Below are 25152 nucleotides of genomic sequence, written 5' to 3' on the forward strand. Positions count from 1 at the left end.
CAAGAGCACCGCATGTTTCCTGAAAATCTGACGTTTTCCATCGCAGGATGGGTCAATGATGGCGTTGATGCGCTGGTGAGCAACTACGGCGATGTGTTTCGGCACATCTCCGACACGCTGCTGTGGGCCATCATCCACCTCGAAAACCTGCTGCGCCTGACCCCGTGGTGGCTGATGCTGATCATCGTCGGCGCCATTGCCTGGCATGCCACGCGCAAAATTTTCAGCACCTTGCTGATTGTCGGCCTGTTGTTCCTGGTAGGTGCTGTTGGCCTGTGGGACAAGCTGATGCAGACCCTGGCGCTGATGCTGGTGGCCACGGTGATTGCTGTGCTGCTGGGCATCCCGCTGGGGATTCTGGCCGCCCGCAGCAACCGTCTGCGTTCGGTGCTGATGCCGCTGCTGGATATCATGCAAACCATGCCCAGCTTCGTGTACCTGATCCCGGTGCTGATGCTGTTTGGCCTGGGCAAGGTGCCAGCGATTTTTGCCACTGTGATTTATGCCGTACCACCGCTGATCCGTCTGACCGATCTGGGCCTGCGCCAGGTCGACCGCGAGGTGATGGAGGCGATCAATGCCTTTGGTGCCACGCCGATGCAGCAGTTGTTCGGTGTGCAATTGCCGCTGGCCATGCCCAGCATCATGGCCGGTATCAACCAGACCACCATGATGGCCCTGTCGATGGTGGTGATTGCCTCGATGATCGGTGCACGCGGTCTTGGCGAAGACGTGCTGGTAGGCATTCAGACCCTCAACGTCGGTAAAGGGCTGGAAGCCGGGCTGGCTATCGTGATTCTGGCGGTGGTCATCGACCGCATTACCCAGGCTTATGGCCGACCTCGGCATGGGGATCAGAAATGACCGTCAACAAAATTGAAGTACGCAACGTTTACAAGGTGTTCGGCAATCGCGAAAAGGCCGTGCTGGCGATGATCCGCGCGGGCAAGAGTAAAGACCAAGTGCTGGCCGAAACAGGCTGCGTGGTGGGCATCAATGACATTTCGCTATCGATCAGGGCGGGAGAGGTTTTCGTCATCATGGGCTTGTCCGGGTCAGGCAAGTCCACGCTGGTGCGTCATCTCAATCGGCTGATCGACCCCAGCAGTGGTCAGATCCTGGTCGACGGAGAAGACATCCTGGATTACGACATGCCTGCCTTGCGCCATTTTCGTCGGCACAAGATCAGCATGGTGTTTCAGAATTTTGGCCTGCTGCCTCACCGCAACGTACTGGATAACGTCGCCTATGGCCTGAAAGTCCGGGGCGAGAGTGTTGCGCAATGCCAGCAGCGGGCCCTCCACTGGATTTCCGTGGTCGGCCTGCAAGGTTACGAGCAGGTGTTCATTCATCAACTGTCGGGCGGCATGCGTCAGCGCGTCGGCCTGGCACGGGCATTGGCCACCGACACCGACATCATCCTGATGGACGAAGCTTTCAGTGCCCTGGATCCTTTGATCCGTGCAGAGATGCAAGATCAGTTGCTGGAATTGCAGCGCACTTTGCAAAAAACCATCGTGTTTATCACCCATGACCTGGACGAAGCGTTGCGCATTGGCAATCGTATTGCCGTACTCAAGGACGGGCAGTTGATCCAGGTCGGCAGCCCGCAAGAGATTCTGCAGGCTCCGGCAGATGACTACGTCGGTCGTTTCGTCCAGCGCCGGCGCACCAGTGCCTGATTCTGTACATATCCAGATACCGCCTGTAATGCGGATTCATTGCGTTTAATCAGCCGATCCGGTTCTGCCTCTCGCGGGCGTAACCCTCGTCTAATTCAACGCGATGAACTGTCATGAAAACACTTTCGACCACCCCTGATGCCATGATCCGCTACTCGGCCCTGAGTAGCTTTGCGGGTCACAGTTTTGCCCTGCGCCCGACGTTTCAAGGTGTCGTTGCCAGCTGGTTCAAGCAAGCGCTACAGGATAAATACCCGGCCCTGAACGTGGATTTTACGCAGCTCGCTATCGCTGAACCATTGAGCCATGAGAACTCACCGGGCATGCCCAGGCGCTATCGTTTCATGGCCGTTGCGGATGTGATGATTCAGTGCTTTATCGACTCAACGCCGGTGGTGCTTATCCAGGGGGTTCACCGCCTGAGCGTCGATAAAAACGAACTGTCTGCGCATCCATTGGCGGTGAACATGGCGGAGCTGCAAAGCATCATCAACGACCATTCGGGGTTATTGATTGCGGCCTATCAACAGGCGCTGGCCGAATTCTGGAGTGACAGGCAAAACGGCTCATTGGCCCCGCTTCAATGGTTGAGCGAAGTGTTACGGATGGCCCTGGGGGGTGCCGCCCTGATGCAAAACCGCGTGCCTGCCTTGCCTGCCGATCAGGCAGTCGTGCTGGCGGTGGTTGCATCCTTCCCTGACAGGGACAATCGGGCCAGAGGAACCCTCGAAACCCCGGTGCACGCCTATCTGGTCAATATCGACGGTACAGAGAACAACGTTCGGCGGCGCTTTCAACTGCCGGGTGTGGTGCTGATCACCCGGCAAATGCCCGATCACCTGATTGTGCTCGGTTATTCACTGGAGCACGGGGTTGAGTCCTTCAGCTCGGTACAGGCGTTCGCTACCTGCATGCTGACTCGTGTGTTGCAGGTTGCCCCCGTTCGGTTGTTGAGCTGGAGTCTGCATGAGCCCGAGGGGGACTTTATCACCGGCCTGGCCCGCACCTTGCTCGACCAGCAGTTGCGCAACATGGTGCGTGTGGGGCAAGCCGCTCAGGCAGGCAAATGGAGCGTCGGGCGACTGGAGCAGGTGCTGGACGAAGCGGCTGCGATGTTCCCGTTTTTCAGCGAGCAGGAACGCCCGCACCTGGAGAATGTGATCTCCGTATTGCCCGAGTGGCTCAAGCAGGCCAGCTCCGTGGATCAACTGGACTACAGCAGGTTGATGAGCGCAGAAGTGATCTGGCAGCGCCAGACCCGGGGCCGCACCTTTCTGGACGGTATTGATGCATTGCCGGTGTACGCCGAGAAAATGATCAGGCAACGCATCGAGCGCGATCATCCGCGGTCAGGCCTCGATATCTCGCACATTGAGATACATGACGTGGGGGTCGAAAACTTGCAGCTGCCTGTTTTCAGCGACGATGTGCTGTCTTTTGTCGAGTTTGTCCTTGGCTACAGAGGCGGCTGGCCAGTCGGCCTGATCGCGGTCAAGGATCGCACAGGCGCCCCAGTACCTGACTGGTTGACCAGTGGCTACGTGAAAAGCCTTGTGGATGAGCTGGATGTGGGAGTGGGCTATATCGCGCTACTCAAGGGTTACCTGGTGGACGACGACAAGCAAGTCATGCAGCGCGAGGCGTTATATGCGGCCCAACTGAGAATTCAATTGCCGCTGTTGGCCCTGGAGAAAAAAATCAGGGGGCAAGCCGGTTTTACCCCGCAGGGCTTGCATGTGGTCACCCAGGTCATGCGCCACGACGCGCAACGGTCGGTCAGCCATGACTATGTGTGCGTGCGGCCCCTGGGCTTTTACGCCTATGAAGGGGCCAGAGTTGATACGGCGGCGAACATGTTTGTCTTCGGCTCGCTGAATATCCAGACAGGGCCCTTTATCCTGTACCGGCCTTTTGCCCCTGAACCCTTGTTGGAGTATGCCAGCTGGCCCGCATTGTTTGACGCCATCAAGCATCCGGGTGAGCTGCAAGAAAGCATATTGACCTGGCTGGACGATGACGCCCGTGGTTATTACGCCGACGGCGGTTTTGCGCGACCGCATCTGGAGAATGTACTGCTGGAGGGTTTTTTGGCCCTGTTGCCACGTCGCCCGGCGACCTTGAGTACGCGTAGCCTGGTGGGCAACTACTACGGGGCGATGTTTGACGCCAACGTCAGTGCGTTGATGAGCATGGCGGACAACCAGACGGTGTCGACCTCTGAGCGTCGCTGGATGCTGCTCAAGCACTATGGCTGGAGCCTGTTTAACGGGTTGACGTTTTTCCTCAGTGGGCCCTTGCAGAAAGCCGCCTGGCTTTTTCAGACCCTGTTGAGCCTTGATAGCGGTTTGCAGGCGCGAATTGATGGCGATAAAGAGGCGGGGCAACAAACGGTTATCGATCTTTTATTCAATATCAGCCTGGCACTTCTGCACGAAGGTCTGAGATTCAAGGCAAAAGCCAATGCCCGGTTACGCTTGAGTGCCCCTGTCGATGAACCGTTGTTTACGATCTATAAACCTGAGGCCCTCCCGGCGGTTGAGCCAGTGTCCGCTAGCGTTATCGCGCAAAAGAAACAGCCCGATATTGAACCCCGTGCTGCCAGCCAGTATTCGTCCCTGGACTTCTCATGGTTCAGTGCTCAGCCCCGTTTGACAGAGCTGCAGCAGGCAAGCCTGGACACTTTTGTGCTGGATCTGGACTTGAGCCAGGGCACGCGCATCGAAGTAGGCCCCTTAAAAGGTGTTATCAACCATGAGGGCAAGTCATATGTGCAGATCGGTGCCAAAACCTATCGCGTTGGCCGTGACGCGGATGGGCTGGTGATCCAGGACGACAGGCAGCCTGAAAGATTTGGCCCGCGCCTGAGAAGGGATGAGGCCGGGCAGTGGCAACTCGATCTGCGTTTGGGATTGCGCGGCGGAGGTCCCAAAAAAACCATTCAGGCATTGCGCGAGAAAAAGACCCAGAAAGTGGCCGCGTTGCAGCAAGAGGCCGAACGCCTGGACGAAGAGCTTCTGAGGCGCGACCGAGTGCTGAAACTGACTGAAGAGTTGCTGACTAAATTTCCCGATCGGCGAGCGACGTTTGTTGATCGCTACGAAGCTGAGCTGGAAGCGTGGCGCGCGGGTGTGCTGGACATGATCAACGTCAAAACCAGGTCGAACCAAATTATCCCCCTGGAGGGCTTTGAGGCCAGAACACAGGAGACTTGGGTACAGCTGACCTTGAGGCTGTTCAAATTACAGAACTACCTGGAAGAAGCGCTCCGTGAACTGCCGGTATCCAACTCCAGGGTCTCTTATACCGCTTCGCTGCTGGAGGTTCTGGCAGAGATAAACAATGGCTCGAGTGCTCCCTATGAGCGCTGGATTACCAACTTGAAACAGGCCGAACGGCTAGAGGCGCGGTTATATAAAAACTCGCTGCGCGAGTGCGATGCCCTTGATGAGGTCAGAACCAGGCCGTTGCCCAGATACAGCGCACTGGAAGAGATAATCAATCAACCCAATCGGGATTATTTCGACCGCCACTGGTCCGCCGCCTACCTGGAAACCCTGTGCGAACTGGTGATCCGCCGTGATGCGGTCAACCTCATACCTGAAGAGCAATATGCATTTGATCTGTTCGGGCAAGGAACATTGATTGATACCGCCTGGTCGCAATTAAGCTTGCGCCGTGAAGAGACGAAGTATCCCGGAGAGCATCTCGATTTCTTCGATAAGACCATCGAAAAATACGACGCAGCGGAAGGCGTTTGCCAGAACCTTGTCAGTCTTGGCTCCGAGCATTTCCGTAATGAATATCTGCCCGACATTATTGAGGTTCTAAGCAGCCTGAGAACGTTTGCAGAAGCCCAGATGCAGAATGTTATCCGTGAGTCCGAAAGCTCCTCTTCTGAAGCAGAAGAGCCCCGGCCAGGCCCCAGTCGCCTGATCAATGAGCCAGGAGCCGGGGCAGGATCGTCCCGCGGGACTCAGCAAGTAATCAAGACCACAAAAAACCTGACGCTGGTAGGGCAGCGTCGTCCTCCGTCCTCGGAGTCTGAAGATGAAATCGTCGATGTGACTGAGGGCATCGATCAAATGAATATCCGCTCCTATCGCAAAACAGAGGCGGGAGAATGGGAAGAAATCGGTAGCAGCAGACCACCCACTCTTCAGGCTTCACAAGCCAAGTCGTTATCCCGACTCCAGGCTGACGCCCGCACGTTGCTGGAGCGGATTTCGGGAGTCATTGCACAGAACAGGGCAAGCGCTGCAACATCCAGAATACCGATCGAAATAGAAGAAATTCTGAGCTTCAAAGCCAGCTCACTCGACGAGGTGGCGCAGAAGATGGAGCGGATTGTGCTCACATCCAGCCCTGAGGTTGAGCCCCTGACTCAAGAGCGCAGAGCTGGCGCTTTGGCATTAATTACCGACCTGAAGGCGGCGGCCGGCAGGTTGCGCGCCGAGGGCCGAAGCCTGCGCATCAGCATTATCAAGCGGCTGCCGCCAACGGGTGCCAACGTCGAGTATTTAAAGGCCCAGGGCGAGGTAAACATTACCCGCGTGGGGAGGCGGCGGTTTTTGTCCAAAGGCCAGCGCAAGGATTATCTTGAGGAATACGCCATTAGCACTTTGGAGGGTAATGAGTTGTGGTTTGCACATTTTCATTACAAGGCAATGGACACACTCGCCGCCGACTTTGACGTGGCCCACTTGAAAACGGCCCAACAGCGCACCCTGAGTGAACAGGCGTTGTACGCCCGGGCACAGAGTTCCCATGACTATATCGCGGTGTATCGCGCCAAACTGGATCGGGCCATGGCGCAGCGGCTTTTTTTATCCCTTCCTTGATTGCGTCAGGCCAGAGCGTAGCGTACTGAGAGCACGCCCTTTTTCTGACTTACGGACAACACGTTGACGGTGCCCAGTTCAGCCAGGGATTGCACATGGGTGCCGCCACATGGATAGCCCGGCAGCTCGCCAAAACGGATGGCGCGCTGCTCCGAGTCCAGGCAGGTATGCCTTTGCAGGTCGGCAGCGATCCATTGTGCCAGGGTGTGCTGTACGGCCTCGGCCTCAAGGGGTTGCGGATTGTCGCCGGCTACAAAGCTTACCCGGCATTCGCCTGGCCAGTGATGGGCTTTGGTGGGTACCCAGCCCAGTTGCTCGCCGCATACACCAATCAAATGCCCGGCCGAATGCAGGCGGGCATGCAACCGACGGCGGGTTTCGTCGACCTGAGCCTGTGCCCGGCCTGTCGGTACGGGCACGCTGACGTGGTGCACGATAGCATCCTGTCCCTGCACAACCTTGATGACCTGGCTGTCGCCGATCCAGCCCGTGTCGCTGGGTTGCCCGCCGCCCTGGGGATGAAAGGGGGTGGCGCAGAGGATGACGGCAAACCCGTCTTCTTGGGGCGCGCAGTGGATGACTTCGACCTCGCAGCTCACGGCGTCGTCATTGAAAAACAGGCGTTGGGTCATGGAGGTGTTCCTGAGCGGGTTTCGTTTTTAGTATAGGGGGGAGCCAGGAGTGTGATAATCCATCAAATTTTCAATGGACCTGTGCGCTGTGAGCATAAATCTCCCGTTGTCATTACTGGCTGAAATGGTCGTGTTTGTGAAAGTGGTCGAGGCAGGCAGCTTCTCTGAAGCCGCTCGTCAGCTTGGCACATCGCCTTCGGCGGTCAGTCGCAGTGTTGCCCGACTGGAAAAAGCCCTGGCCATTCGCTTACTGCAACGCACAACCCGCAAGCTCGGCCTGACCGATGCAGGTGAAGAGGTTTTCAAACGTTGCGATGAAATGGCCTGTTCGGCTCAGGCGGTGATGGACCTGAGCGGGCGTTTTACCCGGGAGGCCGAGGGGCTCATTCGCCTGAGCGTGCCCAAGGCCGTGGGGCGGTATGTGATACATCCCCATATGCCCGAGTTTCTGCGCCGTTACCCCAAGGTTGATGTGCAATTGATCCTCGAGGATCGTTATGTCGATTTGATCGATGACAACATTGACTTGAGCATTCGCATTACCGACCAGCCGCCACCGGGGCTGGTGGGGCGCCAACTGTTCCCGATCGAGCATTTACTCTGCGCCACACCGCAGTATCTGGCCGGGCACGGGGTACCGCAGCAGCCTGAGGACTTGCGTGACCATAGTTGCATTTACCTGGGGGAAACCCCGGCTGATGCGCGCTGGAAATTCAGGCAGGGTGGCAGGTCGGTAACGGTGGGGGTGCGCGGACGTTATGCGGCCAATCATACGGGCGTGCGCCTGGATGCGGTGTTGCAGCATATCGGGATCGGCAGCTTGCCGTACTTTACGGCACGCCAGGCGCTGGAGGAGGGGGTGGTGGTGCAGGTGCTGCCCGAGTGGAATTTTATTGCTTCCTACCACGGCGGCGTGTGGTTGCTACAAACGCCCACCCGGTATTTGCCGCCCAAGCTGCGAGTGTTTATCGACTTTCTGGTGGAGCGGATGGCGCAGGAACCTACGCTGGAGATGTGGCGTAATCCGTAGCAGCTGCCGAGGGCTGCGCCGCCGAACGCAGCCGTTGGAACGGCTACAGAGCTTTTGCTTCTTTAAAAAAAGCCCGCCAGGCAAAACCGGGCGGGCTTTTGGGTCGGACTGCGATCAGTGCTGCGGGCTGTCTTGTGTCGTGGGCAGCGCCATCAGTTGTTTTTCCTGATTCCAGTCAAACGGCTCATCGTTCAGTTCGGCTTCGTGGCGGCGCTCTTCCAGGGCTTGATACATGTCCAGCTCTTCATCCGACAGGAAGTTGAAGCAGGCGCCGCCGAAGTACCACAGCAGGTCGCGCGGGACCAGGTGGGCGATCTGCGGATAGCGCTCGATTACCTGGCACATGATGTCCTGGCCCAGGTACTGGCTGTTGATCGGGTCAACCGGCAACGAGCTGCGCATGTCGTCAAAACGCTCCAGGAACAGCGCGTGGCTTTCCTCGGGGATCTGCTCAGCGTCACCGACAGCAACCAGGATGCTGCGCAGAATGTCGAGCAGGACAAGGTTGTGGTTCAGATCGTTGGTGGCCATTGCGGGTGTCCTCTAGGGTAAAACGGGCGCGAGAGTATAAAGCTCATCGCGCTCGCTGTCCTGTTATCGAATCTTTCCTTCTGTGTGGCTGAGTTCTTCCTTGCTGAAGTCATCCACGTCGATGACCTTGCGTCGTGCGGCTTCGGCGGTGCGCAAGGTTTCAGCTTCGGCCGGTTGCAGTACCCCGGCTTGCAGCGCGGCATCGATGGACGGTTCTCCTGCAGCGGGTTTTACCTGGCCACTTTTCAGCGCTTCGTGGAGTTTTTTGTGCAGGGGGCGCGCTTCGCTCAGCAGGTTGCTGGCATGTTGCAGGGCGCCCACAGCGTCATCCGGCGATTGCGGGCGGTAGCAGCCAGCGAGCACGGCTTCAAGTGCCGGATCCCCTTTGGCGCGGCCCAATACTGCAGCGACCTCGGCATCCAGTGCGTCCGACGGACCGGTATGCCGGCGCCCAAACGGAAATACCACGCCGCGCAACAGAAAGCCCAGCGTTCGGCTCGGGAAGTTTTTCAACAGTTCATCCAGTGCGCGCTCAGCGTGGCCCAGGCTTTCTTCCATAGCCCATTTGAACAGCGGATCAAGGTATTGCGGCGAGTCGAGGTCGTGATAACGCTTGAGGGCGGCCGACGCCAGATACAAATGGCTCAGCACATCGCCCAGGCGCGCAGACAAGCGTTCGCGGCGTTTGAGCTCACCGCCCAGCAGCATCATGCTCAGGTCCGCGAGCAGGGCGAACGCCGCCGCCTGACGGTTGAGCGCGCGGAAGTAACCCTGGCTCAACGGGTTGCCGGGCGCAGCTTCGAAACGGCCAATGCCCAGGTTCAACACCAGCGTGCTGGAAGCGTTGCTGATGGCAAAACCAATGTGTTTGAGCAGCAGGGCGTCAAACTCCAGCATGGCTTGATCTTTATCTTCCCGCCCGGCCAAGGCCATTTCCTTCAGCACAAAGGGATGGCAACGGATGGCGCCCTGACCAAAGATCATCAGGTTGCGCGAGAGGATATTGGCGCCCTCTACAGTGATGAAGATCGGAGCCCCTTGCCAGTTACGCCCCAGGTAGTTGTTGGGGCCCATGATGATGCCTTTGCCACCGTGCACGTCCATCGCATGGCTGATGCACTCGCGGCCGCGTTCGGTAAGGTGGTACTTGAGAATGGCCGAAAGAACCGAGGGTTTTTCCCCCAGATCCACCGCGTTGGCGGTCAGCATGCGGGCGCTGTCCATCAGCCAGGCATTGCCGCCGATACGCGCCAGCGCCTCCTGAATGCCCTCGAAGGCGGCCAGTGGCACATTGAACTGTTCGCGTACCTGAGCATATTGGCCGGTCACCAGGCTGGTGAACTTGGCCGCGCCGGTGCCCACTGCTGGCAACGAAATCGAGCGTCCCACCGACAGGCAATTCATCAGCATCATCCAGCCTTTGCCGAGCATTTCCTGGCCGCCGATCAGGTAGTCGAGCGGGATAAACACATCTTTGCCCGAGTTCGGGCCGTTCATGAAGGCTGCGCCCAGGGGGAGATGGCGACGGCCGATCTCGACGCCGGGGGTGTCGGTAGGGATCAATGCCAGGCTGATGCCCAGGTCCTCTTTGTCGCCCAGCAGATGGTCCGGGTCATGGGCCTTGAACGCCAGGCCCAGCAGCGTGGCGACGGGGCCGAGAGTGATATAGCGTTTCTCCCAGTTCAGGCGCAGGCCGATAACTTCCTCACCTTGCCATTGGCCTTTGCAAATGATCCCGGTGTCGGGCATTGCCCCGGCATCTGAGCCTGCCAGTGGCCCGGTCAGGGCAAAGCAGGGGATGTCATCACCACGGGCCAGGCGTGGCAGATAGTGGTCGCGTTGTTCATCGGTACCGTAATGCAGCAGCAGTTCAGCGGGGCCCAGGGAATTGGGCACCATTACGGTGGAAGCCAGATCGCCACTGCGGGTGGCCAGTTTCATGGCGACCTGGGAATGGGCGTAGGCCGAGAACCCTTTACCGCCGTAGGCTTTTGGGATGATCAGGGCGAAGAAGCCATGCTCCTTGATGTGCGCCCAGGCCTGGGGTGGCAAGTCCATGGCCTGGCCGATTTCCCAGTCGCTGACCATTGCGCACAACTCTTCGGTTGGGCCGTCAATAAATGCCTGTTCTTCTTCGGTCAGCCGGGCCTTGGGGTAGGCCAGCAGCTGGTTCCAGTCGGGGCGGCCACTAAACAACTGGCCGTCCCACCACACGGTGCCGGCATCGATGGCATCGCGTTCGGTTTGCGACATCGGCGGCAGGGTCTTCTGGAACCAGTTGAACAGGGGGGCGGTAAAGATTTTGCGACGAAGCTCGGGCAACAGCAGCAGGGCCGTGGGCGCGGCCAGCAGCAGCCAGAGGATTGCCAGCAACCCGCCAGGTACATGGCCGATAACCCCCATGGCCAGTAAATACACCGCGACCACGGCAATGATCGTCAGGGGGGCGATGCGGCGATGGGCCATATAGGCGATGCCAACAATCAGAACCAGTATCCACAACAACAGCATATTCAATCCTCCATGAAATCAGGGGCGTGCACCCTTGTGAGCTTAGTCGCAACTTTCGATCAGGGTTGTAGGGATAGTGACCTCGCGCTGGAGACGGAGTTCGTCATCCCGGCGTAGACTCCTTCGGCGTCTATCAATCAGGAGCCAGATCATGCTGAAAGTGTGGGGTCGCAAGAATTCGTCAAACGTGCGCAAGGCGTTGTGGTGTGTTGAAGAGCTGGCGTTGCCGTATAGCCGGGTAGAGGCGGGCGGCGCCTTTGGGGTGGTCAACAGCCCTGAGTACCGGGCGTTGAACCCTAATGGCCAGGTGCCTGTGATTGAAGAGGACGACGGCTTCGTGCTGTGGGAGTCAAACACCATCGTGCGTTACCTCTCTGCCAGATATGGCTCGGATACGTCATGGTACCCAACCGATGCACGTGTGCGGGCGCAGGCGGACAAGTGGATGGACTGGACCAGCACTTCCTTTGCCGGGGTGTTTCGCACGGTGTTCTGGGGTGTCTTGCGCACGCCGGCCGAGCAGCAGGACTGGGTGGCAATCAACGCCGCAATCAAGGCCAGCGGCGAATTGCTTGCCGTGGCCGATCGGGCCCTGGCTGAAAAACCCTACTTGTCCGGTGATGAAATCGGCATGGGTGATATCCCGCTGGGTAGCTTCATTTACGCCTGGTTTGAAATGCCCATCGAACGCCCGCCCCTGCCGCACCTGAGTGCCTGGTATGAGCGCTTGAAGCAGCGTCCGGCCTATCGAAATGCCGTCATGACCGCGTTGACTTAATAGCCACTATTAATACGGGCGACTGTACTTGTGCGGCGAGGCCAAGCACCATAGGGTCTTGTCGGACTTGTCCTACAGGCTGTTCGCCCTTATTTACAAATCCCCTTTCCCCCATCTTGGTGCGTAATCCGATATGAGTTCCGCTCTGTCCATACGGCAGCTAACCAAAACCTACGGCAACGGTTTCCAGGCCCTGAGTGGTATCGATCTGGATGTCGCCGAAGGTGACTTTTTTGCCTTGCTGGGCCCTAACGGTGCCGGCAAATCCACCACCATCGGCATTCTCTCGACCCTGGTCAACAAGACCGGCGGCACGGTGAATATCTTTGGCCATGATCTTGATCGCAATCCCGCAGCCCTCAAGCGTTCGATTGGTGTGGTTCCGCAGGAATTCAACTTCAACCAGTTTGAAAAGACCTTCGATATCGTCGTGACCCAGGCGGGGTACTACGGTATTCCGGCGAAAATCGCCAAGGAACGAGCCGAAAAATACCTGACGCAGTTAGGGCTCTGGGACAAGCGCGACACGCCATCGCGTTCGTTGTCCGGTGGCATGAAGCGCCGCCTGATGATTGCCCGGGCTTTGGTGCATGAGCCGCGTCTGTTGATCCTCGATGAGCCTACAGCCGGTGTCGACATTGAGCTGCGCCGCTCGATGTGGTCCTTCCTCACCGGGCTGAACGAGCAGGGCACCACCATCATCCTCACCACCCACTATCTGGAAGAGGCTGAGCAGCTGTGCCGCAATATCGGGATCATCGATCACGGCACCATTGTCGAAAACACCAGCATGCGCCAACTGCTTGGGCAGTTGCATGTCGAGACCTTTTTGCTCGACTTGAAGCAACCGCTGCAGGCTGCCCCTCAGTTGATCGGCTATCCGAGCCAGTTGCTCGATGCCGCGACCCTGGAGGTCCAGGTCGACAAGGTTGTGGGCATTACCGGTCTGTTCACTCAATTGGCCGCGCAAAATATTGAAGTGGTGAGCTTGCGCAACAAAACCAATCGCCTTGAGGAGTTGTTTGTGTCGTTGGTCGAGAAAAACCTGGCAAAGGTGGCGGTATGAGCTCGGAGCTGCGTCCCAACCTGATTGCGTTGAACACCATTATTTACCGTGAGGTCCGCCGCTTTATGCGGATCTGGCCGCAAACCCTGCTGCCACCTGCGATCACGATGGTTTTGTACTTTGTGATCTTCGGTAACCTGATTGGTCGGCAAATCGGCGATATGGGTGGCTTCACCTATATGGAGTACATTGTGCCGGGTCTGATCATGATGTCGGTGATCACCAACTCCTACGGTAACGTGGTGTCGAGCTTCTTTGGCGCCAAGTTCCAGCGGTCGATTGAAGAGCTGATGGTCTCGCCGGTGTCGCCCCACACGATCCTGATCGGTTTTACCGTGGGCGGGATCTTGCGCGGCCTGATCGTGGGCCTGATCGTGACCCTGCTGTCGCTGTTCTTTACCCATCTGCAGGTGCATCACCTGGGCCTGACCATTGTGGTGGTGGTGCTGACCGCTACGATTTTCTCGTTGCTGGGGTTTATCAACGCCGTTTTTGCACGCAATTTCGACGATATTTCGATTATTCCGACCTTCGTACTGACGCCGCTGACGTATCTGGGCGGGGTTTTCTACTCCATCACCCTGCTGCCGCCGTTCTGGCAGAGCGTGTCGCTGGCCAACCCGGTGCTGCATATGGTCAACGCCTTTCGCTACGGCATCCTGGGCGTTTCGGACATCAAGATCAGTGTCGCGCTGACCTTTATGGTGGTGGCGACCATCGTGCTCTACTTCGGCTGCGCCAGGCTGCTGGTCAGCGGGCGCGGGATGCGTCAGTAGTTGTTGTGAAATGCGGATAAAAAAAGGCCCCTGTTCGGGGCCTTTTTTATGGGTGCCTGTTTTTGCGGGCTTTCCATTTATGGCTGACCCACCAGCGCCAATAGAGCATGGTCAGGCAATAGGCCAATGCGCCGAGCACCACGCCGCAGACCACCGAGCCCAGCAAGAATGGCTGCCACACAGTAGAGAGCTGGCCGCTGATCCATTCCCAGGTCAGTTCGTCGGGCAGGGTGCGCGCCGGCACGTTCATCAGCCAGGCGCCCAGCTGGTAGGTGCAATAAAACACCGGGGGCATGGTGATGGGGTTGGTCAGCCATACCAGGCCCACGGAGATCGGCATATTGCTGCGAACCCTTATTGCCAGAAAGGCCGCCAGAAGCATCTGGAACGGCATGGGAATAAAGGCCGCGAAAATGCCCACCGCCATTGCCCGGGCCACGGAGTGACGGTTGAGGTGCCAGAGGTTGGGATCATGGAGCAAGGTGCCCAAAAATCGTAAGGACTTGTGTTCCCTGATCAGGGCCGGATCTGGCATGAAACGTTTGATCAAACGCCGTGGCATGGGCCTCTCCCTAGGTCAAGGGGGCAGTATGCCCAAATTCGACAGGATGCCTATTTAGACTTTGTGACAATTTCTTAAGCGCGGCCCCGGGATTCCAGCTAATCCGAGTCAAAGGGATAAGTTGAGTATAGGCATGTACACAGGGATGTTTGCGCTGGCAGCGGGCCTGATCACGCTGCGGTTTTTACCTGGTTTACCGTCTGCCGGGTGGTTGCTGCTGATGGTGACGGCGGGGGTGTTGCTATTGGCCTGCAGGGGCTGGCCGGTGGGGCTTTATGTGCTTGGGCTGTGCTGGGCCTGCTTTCAGGGGCAAAGGGCACTGGATAACCGTCTGGCTGAATCATTCGACGGGCGTACGCTCTGGGTCGAGGGGCGTGTGATCGGCTTGCCGCAGCAGTCTGGAACATCCGTCCGCTTTGAATTGCAGGGGGCAAAGTCGCGCCACGGTGCTTTGCCCGCGACTATCAGGCTGAGCTGGTATGGCGGCCCTGCGGTAAACAGCGGCGAGCGCTGGCGGCTGGCGGTCAAACTCAAGAAACCCAAAGGCTTGCTCAATCCTCAGGGGTTTGATTTTGAGGCCTGGTTACTGGCGCAGCGCATCGGTGCGACCGGTACGGTCAAGCAGGGGCATTTACAGGAGGCTGCCAGTCACGCCTGGCGTGACGGCTTGCGTCAGCGTCTGCTGCGCGTTGATGCCCAGGGCCGGGCTTCGTGGTTGGCGGCGCTGGTACTGGGTGATGGATCGGGTCTGAGTCGCGATGACTGGACGTTGTTGCAAGCGACCGGCACGGTGCATCTGCTGGTGATCTCGGGCCAGCATATTGGCCTGTTTGCCGGCTTGATCTATGGATTTATCGCCTTGCTGGCGCGTTATGGGCTGTGGCCACGTCGTTTGCCGTGGTTACCCTGGGCTTGTGCCCTGGCGTTTATTGGCGCCACGGGTTACGGCGTGCTGGCGGGCTTTGAAGTGCCGGTGCAGCGCGCGTGCATGATGCTCGGGCTGGTGCTGGCATGGCGTTTGTGGTTTCGACAACTGGGCGTGTGGCTGCCTTTTTTGCTGGCGCTCAATGCCGTGCTGATCGTCGAGCCGCTGGCGAGTTTGCGGGCTGGGTTCTGGTTGTCATTCAGCGCCGTGGCGGTGCTTCTCTTTACCTTCAGTGGCCGCTTGGGGGCGTGGGGGTGGCGGGCCATGTGGTTGCGCCCTCACGGCCTGATCGCCCTGGGCTTGTTCCCGATGCTGTGGATACTCGATCTGCCCATCAGCCTGACCGGGCCGCTGGCCAATCTGATAGCCGTCCCCTGGATCAGCCTGGCAGTGCTGCCAACAGCTTTGCTGGGGACCTTGCTGTTGCCTGTGCCCTGGCTGGGGGAAAACCTGCTGTGGCTGTCAGGTGGCCTGATCGATGGGTTGGTCCAGGGCTTGAGCCTGCTGGCCGATGTGTTTACGCCGTGGTTGCCCGTATCCGTGCCGATTTACATTTGGCTGTTGAGTGCGGCCGGAGTGCTGATCCTGTTGTTGCCTGCGGGGATGGTCTTGCGGCCGCTGGGTTGGCCGCTGGTGCTGCTGGCGCTGTTTGCGCCCCGTGAACAGATCCCCCGCGGTCAGGTCGAGGTGCTGCAGCTGGATGTTGGCCAGGGTCTGGCGATTGCCTTGCGTACCCGCAATCACACTCTGTTGTACGACGCAGGCCCCAAGTCAGGGAATCTGGATCAGGGCGAGCGGGTGGTGGTGCCGGTTTTGCGTTCATTGGGGGTGGCCGAGCTGGATTTGATGCTGCTCAGTCACGCCGATTCGGATCATGCCGGTGGGGCGCTGGCGGTGCAGCGGGGCGTCAGCGTGAAACGGGTGATTGGCGGCGATGTGCCGGGGCTGGCGGAGCCGTTGCGGGCGCAACCCTGTGTCAGTGGGGAAACTTGGGAATGGGATGGTGTGAGTTTTTCACTCTGGCAGTGGGCGGGGGCCAGCGACAGTAATCAAAAGTCCTGCGTGTTGCAGGTGCAGGCCGGTGATGAGCGGTTGCTGCTGACCGGGGATATCGATGCCAGGGCCGAGCGTGCCTTGCTGCAAAGCCCGCTGGGCGTGCCTACCCGCTGGTTGCAGGCTCCTCATCACGGCAGCAAGACCTCGTCGTCGATGGTGTTTCTCAAGGCCCTGGCGCCTGAAATCGTGCTGATCTCACGGGGGCATGGCAATAGCTTCGGTCATCCCCATCCACAGGTGATGGCCCGGTATCTGGCGCTGGGGGTGCAGGTACTGGACAGCGCCGAGCAGGGTGCGGTGAAGTTTCGCCTGGGGGCGTCGGGCAAGGCTGAAAGCATGCGCGACCAACGCCGGTTCTGGCGCGATTGACGCTGCCCCTGTGGTAGAGTGGCACACTTTTTCGAGGGGATTGTCACTGTGTGGGAACTGGTCAAATCCGGCGGCTGGATGATGTTGCCGATCATTCTGAGCTCTGTTGCCGCGCTGGGCATTATTGTCGAGCGTCTGTGGACCCTGCGTGCCAGTCGCGTGACCCCGGAGCATCTGCTCGGTCAGGTCTGGGTCTGGATCAAAGACAAGCAAATGGACAAGGAAAAACTCAAGCAATTGCGTGCCGATTCGCCTCTGGGTGAGATTCTTGCCGCGGGCCTGGCCAACTCCCGTCATGGTCGCGAAATCATGAAAGAGTGCATTGAAGAGGCCGCCGCGCGCGTTATTCATGAGCTTGAGCGCTACCTCAATACCCTGGGCACCATTGCCGCAATGGCACCCTTGCTGGGGCTGCTGGGTACGGTGCTGGGCATGATCGATATTTTCAGCTCGTTCATGGGCTCGGGAATGACCTCCAATGCTGCGGTGCTGGCGGGTGGTATTTCCAAGGCGCTGATCACCACGGCCGCAGGCCTGATGGTGGGTATCCCGGCCGTATTCTTCCATCGTTTCCTGCAGCGTCGTGTTGACGACCTGGTGGTTGGCATGGAGCAGGAGGCAATCAAGCTGGTTGAAGTGGTTCAGGGCGACCGTGAAGTCGATATGGTCGGGAGCAAAGCGTGAAATTTCGCCGCAAGCCACGGGAAACAGTTGATATCAACCTCGCGTCATTGATTGACGTGGTGTTTATCCTGTTGCTGTTTTTTGTCGTGACCACCACCTTCACCCGCGAAACCCAGTTGCGCGTCGATCTGCCGGAGGCTGTCAGCGGTTCACCCAGCGATGAGCAGAATGGCAAGCAACTGGATATCGCCATCAGCGCAGACGGGGTTTTCTCGGTGAATAACCAGTTGTTGCCCAAGAATGATCTGGCCAGCCTGATGGAGGCCCTGCAGAAAGAGTCCGGTGGCGATACCCGTTTGCCGCTGTCGATCAGCGCCGATGGCAAAACGCAACATCAGGCGGTCATCACCGCGATGGACGCGGCCGGCAAGCTCGGCTTTAGCCATTTGCGCATGACCACGGTTGAGGCGCAGACGACTCCCTGATGGCCATGTCCGATCGTTTACTGCGTGCCTGGTATGCCGGGCATCCGCTGCTGATCCTGTTGCGACCACTCGAATGCCTCTACCGACGGGTGGTTGAGCGCAAGCGGGTACGTTTTGTCGCCGGTGAGGGCGAGATCTATCGCCCGCCGGTGCCGTTGATCGTGGTGGGGAACATCACGGTCGGCGGCACCGGCAAAACGCCATTAATCCTGTGGCTGATAGAGCACTGTCAGCGCCAGGGACTGCGCGTTGGCGTGGTCAGTCGCGGCTATGGCGCGACCCCGCCGCAACTGCCGTGGCGTGTACGCGCCGAGCAAAGTGCTGTGCAGGCGGGGGATGAACCTTTGCTGATCGTGCAGCGCACCGGTGTGCCCCTGATGATCGATCCCGACCGCAGTCGGGCGATCAAGGCGCTACTGGCCAGCGAGCCGCTGGACCTGATCCTGTCGGATGACGGGTTGCAGCACTACCGTATGGCGCGGGATCTGGAGCTGGTGTTGATCGACAATGCCAGAGGCCTGGGTAATGGCCGTTGCCTGCCTGCCGGGCCGCTGCGCGAACCGGTCGAGCGCCTGCAGAGCGTTGACGCGGTGCTCTATAACGGCGCTGCCAGCGACCCGCAGGGCGGTTTTGCCTTTGCGTTGCAACCCACCGCACTGGTGAATCTGGTGAGTGGGGAGCGCAAGGCGCTGGGCTTTTTTCCTGCGCAGCAGGCTCTGCATGCGGTCGCCGGTATCGGCAACCCGCAGCGTTTCTTCACCACCCTTGAAACGCTACACTGGCGGCCAATTGCTCATGCGTTTGCTGATCACGCGCCTTATAGCGCCGAAATATTGAATTTCTCGCCATCATTACCCGTGGTCATGACCGAAAAGGACGCGGTGAAGTGCCGTGACTTCGCGTCATCCGACTGGTGGTATCTGGCTGTTGATGCAGTGCCTTCCGAGGCCTTTGTGTTGTGGTTTGACCAACAATTGCTGCGTCTTTTACCTGATCGTCTTTTACCCTAACTCATCTCAAGGGGAACATTTATGGACACCAAGCTGCTCGATATCCTCGCCTGCCCTGTTTGCAAAGGCCCGCTCAAGCTCAGTGCCGACAAGACCGAGCTGATCAGCAAGGGCGCAGGCCTGGCTTACCCGATCCGTGATGGCATTCCGGTAATGCTCGAAACCGAAGCCCGCACCCTCACTGCCGAAGAGCGTCTGGATAAATGATCCCGGTTTTTACCGTCGTTATCCCGTCGCGCTATGCCTCGACCCGTTTACCGGGCAAGCCGCTGCAAATGATCGCCGGCAAGCCGATGGTCCAGCATGTCTGGGAGCAGGCCTGTAAAAGCAGCGCGCAACGTGTGGTCGTTGCCACTGACGATATGCGTATTGTCGAGGCCTGCAAGGCGTTCGGCGCCGAGGTGCTGCTGACCCGTGCCGACCATGAATCCGGCACTGATCGCCTGGCCGAAGTGGCTACGCAACTGGGTCTGGCCAGCGATGCCATCGTGGTTAACGTGCAGGGCGATGAGCCGATGATCCCGCCACAGGTGATCGATCAGGTTGCGCTCAACCTGGCGGCCCATGGCGAGGCGAGCATGGCGACCCTGGCCGAGCCTATCGATGATGTCGAGACGCTGTTCAATCCCAATGTGGTCAAGGTGGTCAGTGATATCAACGGGCTGGCGCTGACCTTCAGCCGGGCCACGTTGCCCTGGGCGCGGGATGACTTTGCACTGCACCCGGACGCACTGCCAGCAGGCGTGCCTTACCGTCGACATATCGGCATCTACGCCTATCGAGCGGGCTTCCTGCATGACTTCGTCAGCTGGGGGCCTTGCTGGCTCGAAAACACCGAGCGCCTCGAGCAACTGCGGGCGCTGTGGCATGGTGTGCGTATTCACGTGGCCGATGTGCTTGAAGCTCCGCCTGCCGGGGTAGATACCGTGGAAGATCTTGAGCGCGTTCGGCGTTTGCTGGAGTCATGAGTTTGGACATGCAGGTCAATGCGTCGCTCAAGCCCTTCAATAGCTTTGGTGTTGATGTGAAGGCCAGCCTGTTTGCCCAGGCGCACAACGATGATGATGTGCGCCAGGCCTTGCTGTGTGCGGCTGAGCACAAGTTGCCGTTGCTGGTGATTGGCGGCGGCAGCAACCTGCTGTTGACCGGCGATGTGCCAGCGCTGGTTTTGCGCATGGCCAGTCGCGGTATCCGCTTGCTGGAAGATGATGGCGAGCGGGTAGTGGTGGAGGCTGAAGCGGGGGAGGTCTGGCATGCCTTCGTGCTGTGGACCCTTGAGCAGGGCTTGTCGGGCCTGGAAAACCTCAGCCTGATCCCTGGCACCGTGGGTGCCGCGCCGATGCAGAATATCGGCGCCTATGGGGTCGAGATCAAGGATGTATTCGCAGGCCTTACAGCGCTCGACCGGCAAACCGGCGAGTTGCGTGAGTTCAGTCTGGCCGAATGCAACTTTGCCTATCGTGACAGTCTGTTCAAGCAGCAGGCCGGGCGCTGGTTGATTTTGCGTGTGCGCTTTGCCCTGAGTAGGGCCATGCATCTGCATCTGGAGTACGGCCCTGTGCGTCAGCGCCTGGCCGAGCAGGGCATTGAGCAGCCGACGGCCAGTGATGTAAGTCGGGCTATCTGCAGTATCCGCAGCGAAAAACTGCCTGACCCTGCGGTGTTGGGCAATGCCGGCAGCTTCTTCAAGAATCCGCTGGTATCGGCAAGCCTGGCGGCGGAATTGAAATTGGCCCATCCCGGCCTGATTGGTTACCCACAAGCCGATGGCCAGGTAAAGCTGGCGGCGGGCTGGTTGATCGAAACTGCAGGCTGGAAGGGCTTTCGTGAGGCGGATGCCGGAGTGCATCGCCTGCAGTCGTTGGTGCTGGTCAACTATGGGTCGGCTACCGGTTTGCAGTTGCTGGCCCTTGCGCAGCGTATTCAGGCAGATATCGAGCAGCGCTTTGCGGTGCAGCTGGAGATGGAGCCCAACCTGTATTAACGGTCTGGACTATCAATGAAGCACATACCGGCAGGGGCGCTGGCGTTGGCACTGGTGACGTTGACCGGTTGTGTCACTGCTCCGCCTAAAGATCAAAACAACCTGTGCAGTATCTATAGGCAATATCCGGCCTGGTACAAAGACTCGGTAGCGATGCAGGAGCGCTGGGGCACGCCAGTGCATGTTGCGATGGCAATCATGAAGCAGGAAAGCAGCTTCGTTGCCGATGCGCTTCCGCCTCGTGCTTACCTTTTGTGGGTCATCCCGTGGGACCGGGTCAGCCCGTCCTACGGCTATGCACAGGCTCAGCCTCCGGCATGGCGTGACTTTGAAAACAGCATGGGCAGTTCCGGGTCGCGCGACAATTTCGCTGACGCCATCATGTTTATCGGTTGGTACACCGCGGGTACCCAGCGTCAATTGGGGATCTCCAAGTGGGATACCTATAACCAGTACCTGGCGTATCACGAGGGCAGGGGGGGTTACAGTCGCAATACCTATCGCGCCAAACCCTGGTTGATGCAGGTGGCGCGTAAAGTCGAGCAGCAGTCCAAAACCTATGGTGCACAGCTTGGCCAATGTCGCGGTGAGCTGGAGAAAGGTCGTCGCTCGTTCTGGCCTTTTTGATTTAATTCGCAGGCATAAAAAAAGCCCCGCCAGTTCAGAACTGGCGGGGCTTTTTAATGGCCTTTGGAATTAGGCGAGGGGTTTATCCTCGTGTGCCTTTTCCTGGGCTACGCCTTCATGCGCAGTTGCCTGAGCGGCCGCTGCAGCAGCTGCCTCTTCACGCTTGCGACGACGTACTTCACGCGGGTCGTTAGGTGCGCGACCGTTGCTTGGGGCGCTGACAACCGGAGCTGCTGCAACCACTACCTCAACCACTTCAGTTGTCACAACAGTCTCAACGGGGGCCGGCTCTACGGCTACTATCGTTTCGACCGCGGCTTCAACGGTTACCACTTCAGGTGCGGCAACGGGCTCTGCTACGGCTTCAACAGCGGCAGGCTCTGCTACTGGCGCGCGCACAACGCGGGCTTCGCGGGCATGCGGTGCTTTTTCGATAACCGGAGTTTCGACCGCTGGTGCTTCCACCACGGCTTCAACCACTGGCTCTGGAGTCGCTGCAACCGGCTGGGCAACGGCCTGGACTTCAGGCTGTGCTTCTTGAGCTGGTGCAATTTCAACTTCAGGCGCCTTGACGGCTTCGATCGGCGTCACTGCTTCTACTGTTGGCGCTTCTACTGCCGGTGCTTCTACTACTGGAGTTTCAACAACAGGCGTTTCAGTGGCCGGTGCCTGGGCAGCGACTGCTTCTTCTTTAGTTGCTGCTTCGCCAGCGGTTTCAACGGCTGGGGCCTGGGCCGCAGGTGTTTCGACAGCCACAATTTCCTTGTCAGCTTCAACAACGGCCACGGTTTCAGCCGGGGCCGATTCCTGGGCCACTTCTGTTGCGCGTTCTGCCTGCTGGTGCGCCTGGGCTTCAGCAGGAGCGCTGACGACCTGGCTGGCAACGGTTTCAGTCACGGCCACGACGGCTGCTTCAGAAGTGGTTGCAGGAGCGTTCTGGCTGTTGCCTTCTTCGCTGTTCTCTTCCGAGCCTTCAATCACGTTGCCGTTGGCGTCACGCTGACGCTCGCGGCGGTTGCTGCGACGACGCTGGCCACGGGAACGACGGCGTGGACGATCGCCTTCGGCGTTGTCCTGGGTCTCGTCCTGGGACTGCTCTTCACCGTTCAGCACTTCTTCGTCTTCAGCGGCAGCTACAACCTGCTCTTCGCGTGGCGCACGTTCTTCGCGAGGTGCGCGCGGCTGGCGCTCTTCACGCGGCTGACGGGCTGGGCGCTCTTCAGCTACAGCAGTGGTAGCGGCCACAGCGGCTACGGCTGGTGCTGCATCCAGAGGCTCGCGCAGTTCACGTACGCGCTCTTCGCGTTCGCCACGCGGCTTGCGGTCTTCACGTGGTGCACGCGGCGCACGTTCTTCGCGCGGTGGACGCGGTGCGCGCTCTTCGCGAGGGGCTTGAGCCACAACCGGAGTTTCTTCGCGAGGGCTGCGCTCTTCGCGTGGTTCGCGAGCGGCACGCTCTTCACGTGGAGCACGCTCTTCGCGCGGTTTACGTTCTTCGTCACGACGACCGTTGCGGTTACGGCTCTGCTGGCGACCGTTGCGACGTTCTTCGTTGCGTGCAGGGCGCTCAGGGGTTGCCGGCTTCTCGACTACGGTCGGTGCTGCAGGCTCTTCCTTGGAGGCAAACAGGCTTACCAGCGACTTGACCAGGCCCTTGAACAGGCTTGGCTCGGCGATGGTGGCCGCCGGTGCAGGAGCAGGTGCGGCAGCAGCAGCGGCTTCGGTCGGAACCGGTGCCGAGGTGCGTGGCGGTGCTGTTTTAACGGCGGCTTCCTGGCGAACCAGGGTGCGGGTGGCAGCAGCCGGTTGAACTTCTTCCACTTCAGCGGCAGCGGCAGCGATTTCATAGCTGGACTGGTTGGTGTGGGCTTCCGGGCTGTCATCACGCAGGCGCTGAACTTCGAAGTGCGGCGTTTCGAGGTGGTCGTTCGGCAGAATGACGATGCGGGCACGGGTACGCAGTTCGATCTTGGTGATCGAGTTGCGTTTTTCGTTGAGCAGGAACGCTGCAACCGGGATTGGCACCTGGGCGCGGACTTCGGCAGTGCGGTCCTTCAGGGCTTCTTCTTCGATCAGGCGCAGGATCGCCAGCGACAGCGATTCAACATCACGGATGATGCCGGTGCCGTTGCAGCGCGGGCAAACGATGCCGCTGCTTTCACCCAGGGATGGGCGCAGACGCTGACGGGACATTTCCAGCAGGCCGAAGCGCGAGATACGACCCACTTGTACGCGGGCGCGGTCGGCTTCCAGGCATTCGCGGACTTTTTCTTCCACTGCGCGCTGGTTTTTGGCCGGGGTCATGTCGATGAAGTCGATGACGATCAGGCCGCCGATGTCGCGCAGGCGCAACTGACGGGCGATTTCTTCCGCCGCTTCAAGGTTGGTTTGCAGTGCGGTTTCTTCGATATCGCTGCCTTTGGTGGCGCGGGCCGAGTTGATGTCGATGGACACCAGGGCTTCGGTCGGGTCGATAACGATGGAACCGCCGGAAGGCAGTTCAACGACGCGCTGGAAAGCGGTCTCGATCTGGCTTTCGATCTGGAAACGGTTGAACAGCGGAACGCTGTCTTCGTAGAGTTTGATTTTGCTGGCGTACTGCGGCATCACCTGGCGGATAAAGGTCAGGGCTTCGTCCTGGGCTTCAACGCTGTCGATCAGCACTTCGCCGATGTCCTGGCGCAGGTAGTCGCGGATGGCGCGGATGATCACGTTGCTTTCCTGGTAGATCAGGAAGGGTGCGGCGCGATCCAGCGAGGCTTCTTTGATGGCGGTCCACAGTTGCAGCAGGTAATCGAGGTCCCACTGCATTTCTTCACTGCTGCGGCCAAGGCCGGCAGTGCGAACGATCAGGCCCATGTCGGCAGGAGCGATCAGGCCGTTCAGCGCTTCACGCAGTTCGTTGCGCTCTTCACCTTCGATGCGACGGGAAATACCGCCTGCACGCGGGTTGTTTGGCATCAGGACCAGGTAGCGGCCGGCGAGGCTGATAAACGTGGTCAGGGCTGCGCCCTTGTTGCCGCGCTCTTCTTTTTCGACCTGCACGATGACTTCCTGGCCTTCGCTCAGGACGTCCTTGATGTTGACGCGGCCTTCAGGGGCTTTCTTGAAGTACTCGCGGGAGATTTCTTTGAGGGGCAGGAAGCCGTGGCGCTCGGAGCCGAAATCGACAAAGGCAGCCTCAAGGCTTGGTTCGATGCGAGTAATACGGCCTTTATAGATGTTGGCTTTCTTCTGCTCGCGAGCACCCGACTCGATGTCCAGGTCGTAGAGGCGTTGGCCATCTACCAGTGCAACGCGCAACTCTTCAGGTTGAGTTGCGTTAATCAGCATTCTTTTCATGTTGTACCGTCGGTTTCCGGGCTACCGGAAACGGCGTTCGGCACACACGACTTCTCATGGTCGGTGTCAGGTGCGTCAGGAGTTGTTGGCCACTCCTGTGTACAGCGAGGTTCGACCCTTGGGGGCGAAGTCGCGACTTACGCTTCCTGCTTGCTGTGGTGCTAATGCACCTCTTAAGCAAAAGTCTGGTCAGGAGGAGGAATCAACCGGCGGCTGTGGACGAGATGAAGCGTCTTGATAAAGCCTATTGCTACACAGTCCGGCGGTTGTGCATCTCCACCCTACACGTATCCCTGATAATTCGGGTGCTGCCGCGCGCAGAAT

General features: G+C 59.0%; 20 protein-coding genes. 15 read left to right on the forward strand and 5 right to left on the reverse strand.

Annotated features, from left to right (window positions below):
- The first annotated feature begins 12 nt into the window (after nt 1-12).
- From GHN92_RS06340 to GHN92_RS06350, 3 genes are all read left to right on the forward strand, one after another.
- Nucleotides 13-864, forward strand: coding sequence for a proline/glycine betaine ABC transporter permease (locus GHN92_RS06340; RefSeq protein WP_095003135.1), 852 nt, complete (start codon nt 13-15; stop codon nt 862-864).
- Nucleotides 861-1682 carry a glycine betaine/L-proline ABC transporter ATP-binding protein gene (locus GHN92_RS06345; protein WP_095003136.1) on the forward strand — a complete coding sequence of 274 codons (822 nt, stop codon included), beginning with the start codon at nt 861-863 and terminating at the stop codon, nt 1680-1682. Before GHN92_RS06340 ends, GHN92_RS06345 begins: the two co-directional genes overlap by 4 nt.
- 113 nt (nt 1683-1795) lie before the next feature.
- Nucleotides 1796-6520: a dermonecrotic toxin domain-containing protein gene (locus GHN92_RS06350; protein WP_130871950.1), complete on the forward strand. Its 4725-nt coding sequence runs from the start codon at nt 1796-1798 to the stop codon at nt 6518-6520.
- A 5-nt stretch (nt 6521-6525) separates the two neighbouring features.
- Here the strand turns inward: GHN92_RS06350 and GHN92_RS06355 are convergent, their stop codons facing one another.
- On the reverse strand, nt 6526-7152 hold the full coding sequence (locus GHN92_RS06355; RefSeq protein ID WP_095021013.1) for a hypothetical protein: 627 nt from the start codon (nt 7150-7152) through the stop codon (nt 6526-6528).
- A gap of 88 nt (nt 7153-7240) precedes the next feature.
- Here GHN92_RS06355 and GHN92_RS06360 point away from each other — a divergent pair, with 88 nt between their 5' ends.
- Entirely contained in the window at nt 7241-8182 is a 942-nt protein-coding gene (locus tag GHN92_RS06360) for a LysR family transcriptional regulator (RefSeq protein WP_095019651.1), read from the forward strand.
- A gap of 114 nt (nt 8183-8296) precedes the next feature.
- Here GHN92_RS06360 and GHN92_RS06365 read toward each other — a convergent pair whose 3' ends face one another.
- Both GHN92_RS06365 and GHN92_RS06370 read right to left on the reverse strand, forming a co-directional pair.
- A complete protein-coding gene (locus tag GHN92_RS06365; protein WP_083369822.1) occupies nt 8297-8713 on the reverse strand; it encodes a PA2817 family protein in 417 nt (138 codons plus the stop codon).
- Nucleotides 8714-8776: 63 nt separating this feature from the next.
- Complete coding sequence (locus GHN92_RS06370; RefSeq protein ID WP_095021014.1) at nt 8777-11224, reverse strand: acyl-CoA dehydrogenase; 2448 nt, start codon at nt 11222-11224, stop codon at nt 8777-8779.
- A gap of 151 nt (nt 11225-11375) precedes the next feature.
- On the opposite strand from GHN92_RS06370, the gene GHN92_RS06375 reads away from it, so the two are divergent.
- The 3 genes from GHN92_RS06375 to GHN92_RS06385 all read left to right on the forward strand — a co-directional run bounded on the left by GHN92_RS06375 (nt 11376) and on the right by GHN92_RS06385 (nt 13844).
- On the forward strand, nt 11376-12002 hold the full coding sequence (locus GHN92_RS06375; RefSeq protein ID WP_095003140.1) for a glutathione S-transferase: 627 nt from the start codon (nt 11376-11378) through the stop codon (nt 12000-12002).
- Nucleotides 12003-12135: 133 nt separating this feature from the next.
- The gene (locus GHN92_RS06380) at nt 12136-13068 is read left to right on the forward strand and encodes an ABC transporter ATP-binding protein (protein WP_095003141.1); all 933 of its coding nucleotides are present in this window, start codon (nt 12136-12138) and stop codon (nt 13066-13068) included.
- Complete coding sequence (locus GHN92_RS06385; protein ID WP_095003142.1) at nt 13065-13844, forward strand: ABC transporter permease; 780 nt, start codon at nt 13065-13067, stop codon at nt 13842-13844. The genes GHN92_RS06380 and GHN92_RS06385 overlap by 4 nt, the downstream gene beginning before the upstream one ends.
- A 46-nt stretch (nt 13845-13890) precedes the next feature.
- Here GHN92_RS06385 and GHN92_RS06390 read toward each other — a convergent pair whose 3' ends face one another.
- Entirely contained in the window at nt 13891-14406 is a 516-nt protein-coding gene (locus tag GHN92_RS06390) for a DUF2062 domain-containing protein (RefSeq protein ID WP_095003143.1), read from the reverse strand.
- 133 nt (nt 14407-14539) lie between these two features.
- Between GHN92_RS06390 and GHN92_RS06395 the strand changes: the two genes are divergently transcribed.
- From GHN92_RS06395 to GHN92_RS06430, 8 genes are read left to right on the forward strand one after another with little or no spacing between them, the layout of a single operon-like run.
- Nucleotides 14540-16756: a DNA internalization-related competence protein ComEC/Rec2 gene (locus GHN92_RS06395; RefSeq protein WP_178102604.1), complete on the forward strand. Its 2217-nt coding sequence runs from the start codon at nt 14540-14542 to the stop codon at nt 16754-16756.
- Nucleotides 16757-16804: 48 nt separating this feature from the next.
- Nucleotides 16805-17440 carry a MotA/TolQ/ExbB proton channel family protein gene (locus GHN92_RS06400; protein ID WP_095003171.1) on the forward strand — a complete coding sequence of 212 codons (636 nt, stop codon included), beginning with the start codon at nt 16805-16807 and terminating at the stop codon, nt 17438-17440.
- Nucleotides 17437-17865, forward strand: a complete 429-nt coding sequence (locus tag GHN92_RS06405; protein WP_095003145.1) for a biopolymer transporter ExbD — start codon at nt 17437-17439, stop codon at nt 17863-17865. Before GHN92_RS06400 ends, GHN92_RS06405 begins: the two co-directional genes overlap by 4 nt.
- On the forward strand, nt 17865-18875 hold the full coding sequence (gene lpxK / locus GHN92_RS06410) for a tetraacyldisaccharide 4'-kinase (RefSeq protein WP_133144876.1): 1011 nt from the start codon (nt 17865-17867) through the stop codon (nt 18873-18875). Before GHN92_RS06405 ends, lpxK begins: the two co-directional genes overlap by 1 nt.
- 21 nt (nt 18876-18896) lie before the next feature.
- On the forward strand, nt 18897-19082 hold the full coding sequence (locus GHN92_RS06415; RefSeq protein ID WP_086796064.1) for a Trm112 family protein: 186 nt from the start codon (nt 18897-18899) through the stop codon (nt 19080-19082).
- Nucleotides 19079-19843 (forward strand): 3-deoxy-manno-octulosonate cytidylyltransferase, encoded by a 765-nt coding sequence (gene kdsB / locus GHN92_RS06420; protein WP_095019638.1) that lies wholly within the window; start codon nt 19079-19081, stop codon nt 19841-19843. Before GHN92_RS06415 ends, kdsB begins: the two co-directional genes overlap by 4 nt.
- Nucleotides 19840-20859: a UDP-N-acetylmuramate dehydrogenase gene (murB, locus tag GHN92_RS06425; protein ID WP_153379718.1), complete on the forward strand. Its 1020-nt coding sequence runs from the start codon at nt 19840-19842 to the stop codon at nt 20857-20859. Before kdsB ends, murB begins: the two co-directional genes overlap by 4 nt.
- A 15-nt stretch (nt 20860-20874) precedes the next feature.
- Nucleotides 20875-21486, forward strand: a complete 612-nt coding sequence (locus GHN92_RS06430; RefSeq protein WP_178102605.1) for a hypothetical protein — start codon at nt 20875-20877, stop codon at nt 21484-21486.
- A 69-nt stretch (nt 21487-21555) separates the two neighbouring features.
- Here the strand turns inward: GHN92_RS06430 and rne are convergent, their stop codons facing one another.
- Nucleotides 21556-24819, reverse strand: coding sequence for a ribonuclease E (rne, locus tag GHN92_RS06435; protein ID WP_153379720.1), 3264 nt, complete (start codon nt 24817-24819; stop codon nt 21556-21558).
- Nucleotides 24820-25152 lie beyond the last annotated feature (333 nt).

The organism is Pseudomonas sp. FSL R10-2964, assembly GCF_009600035.1.
In the GTDB taxonomy this organism is placed as follows: domain Bacteria; phylum Pseudomonadota; class Gammaproteobacteria; order Pseudomonadales; family Pseudomonadaceae; genus Aquipseudomonas; species Aquipseudomonas bubulae.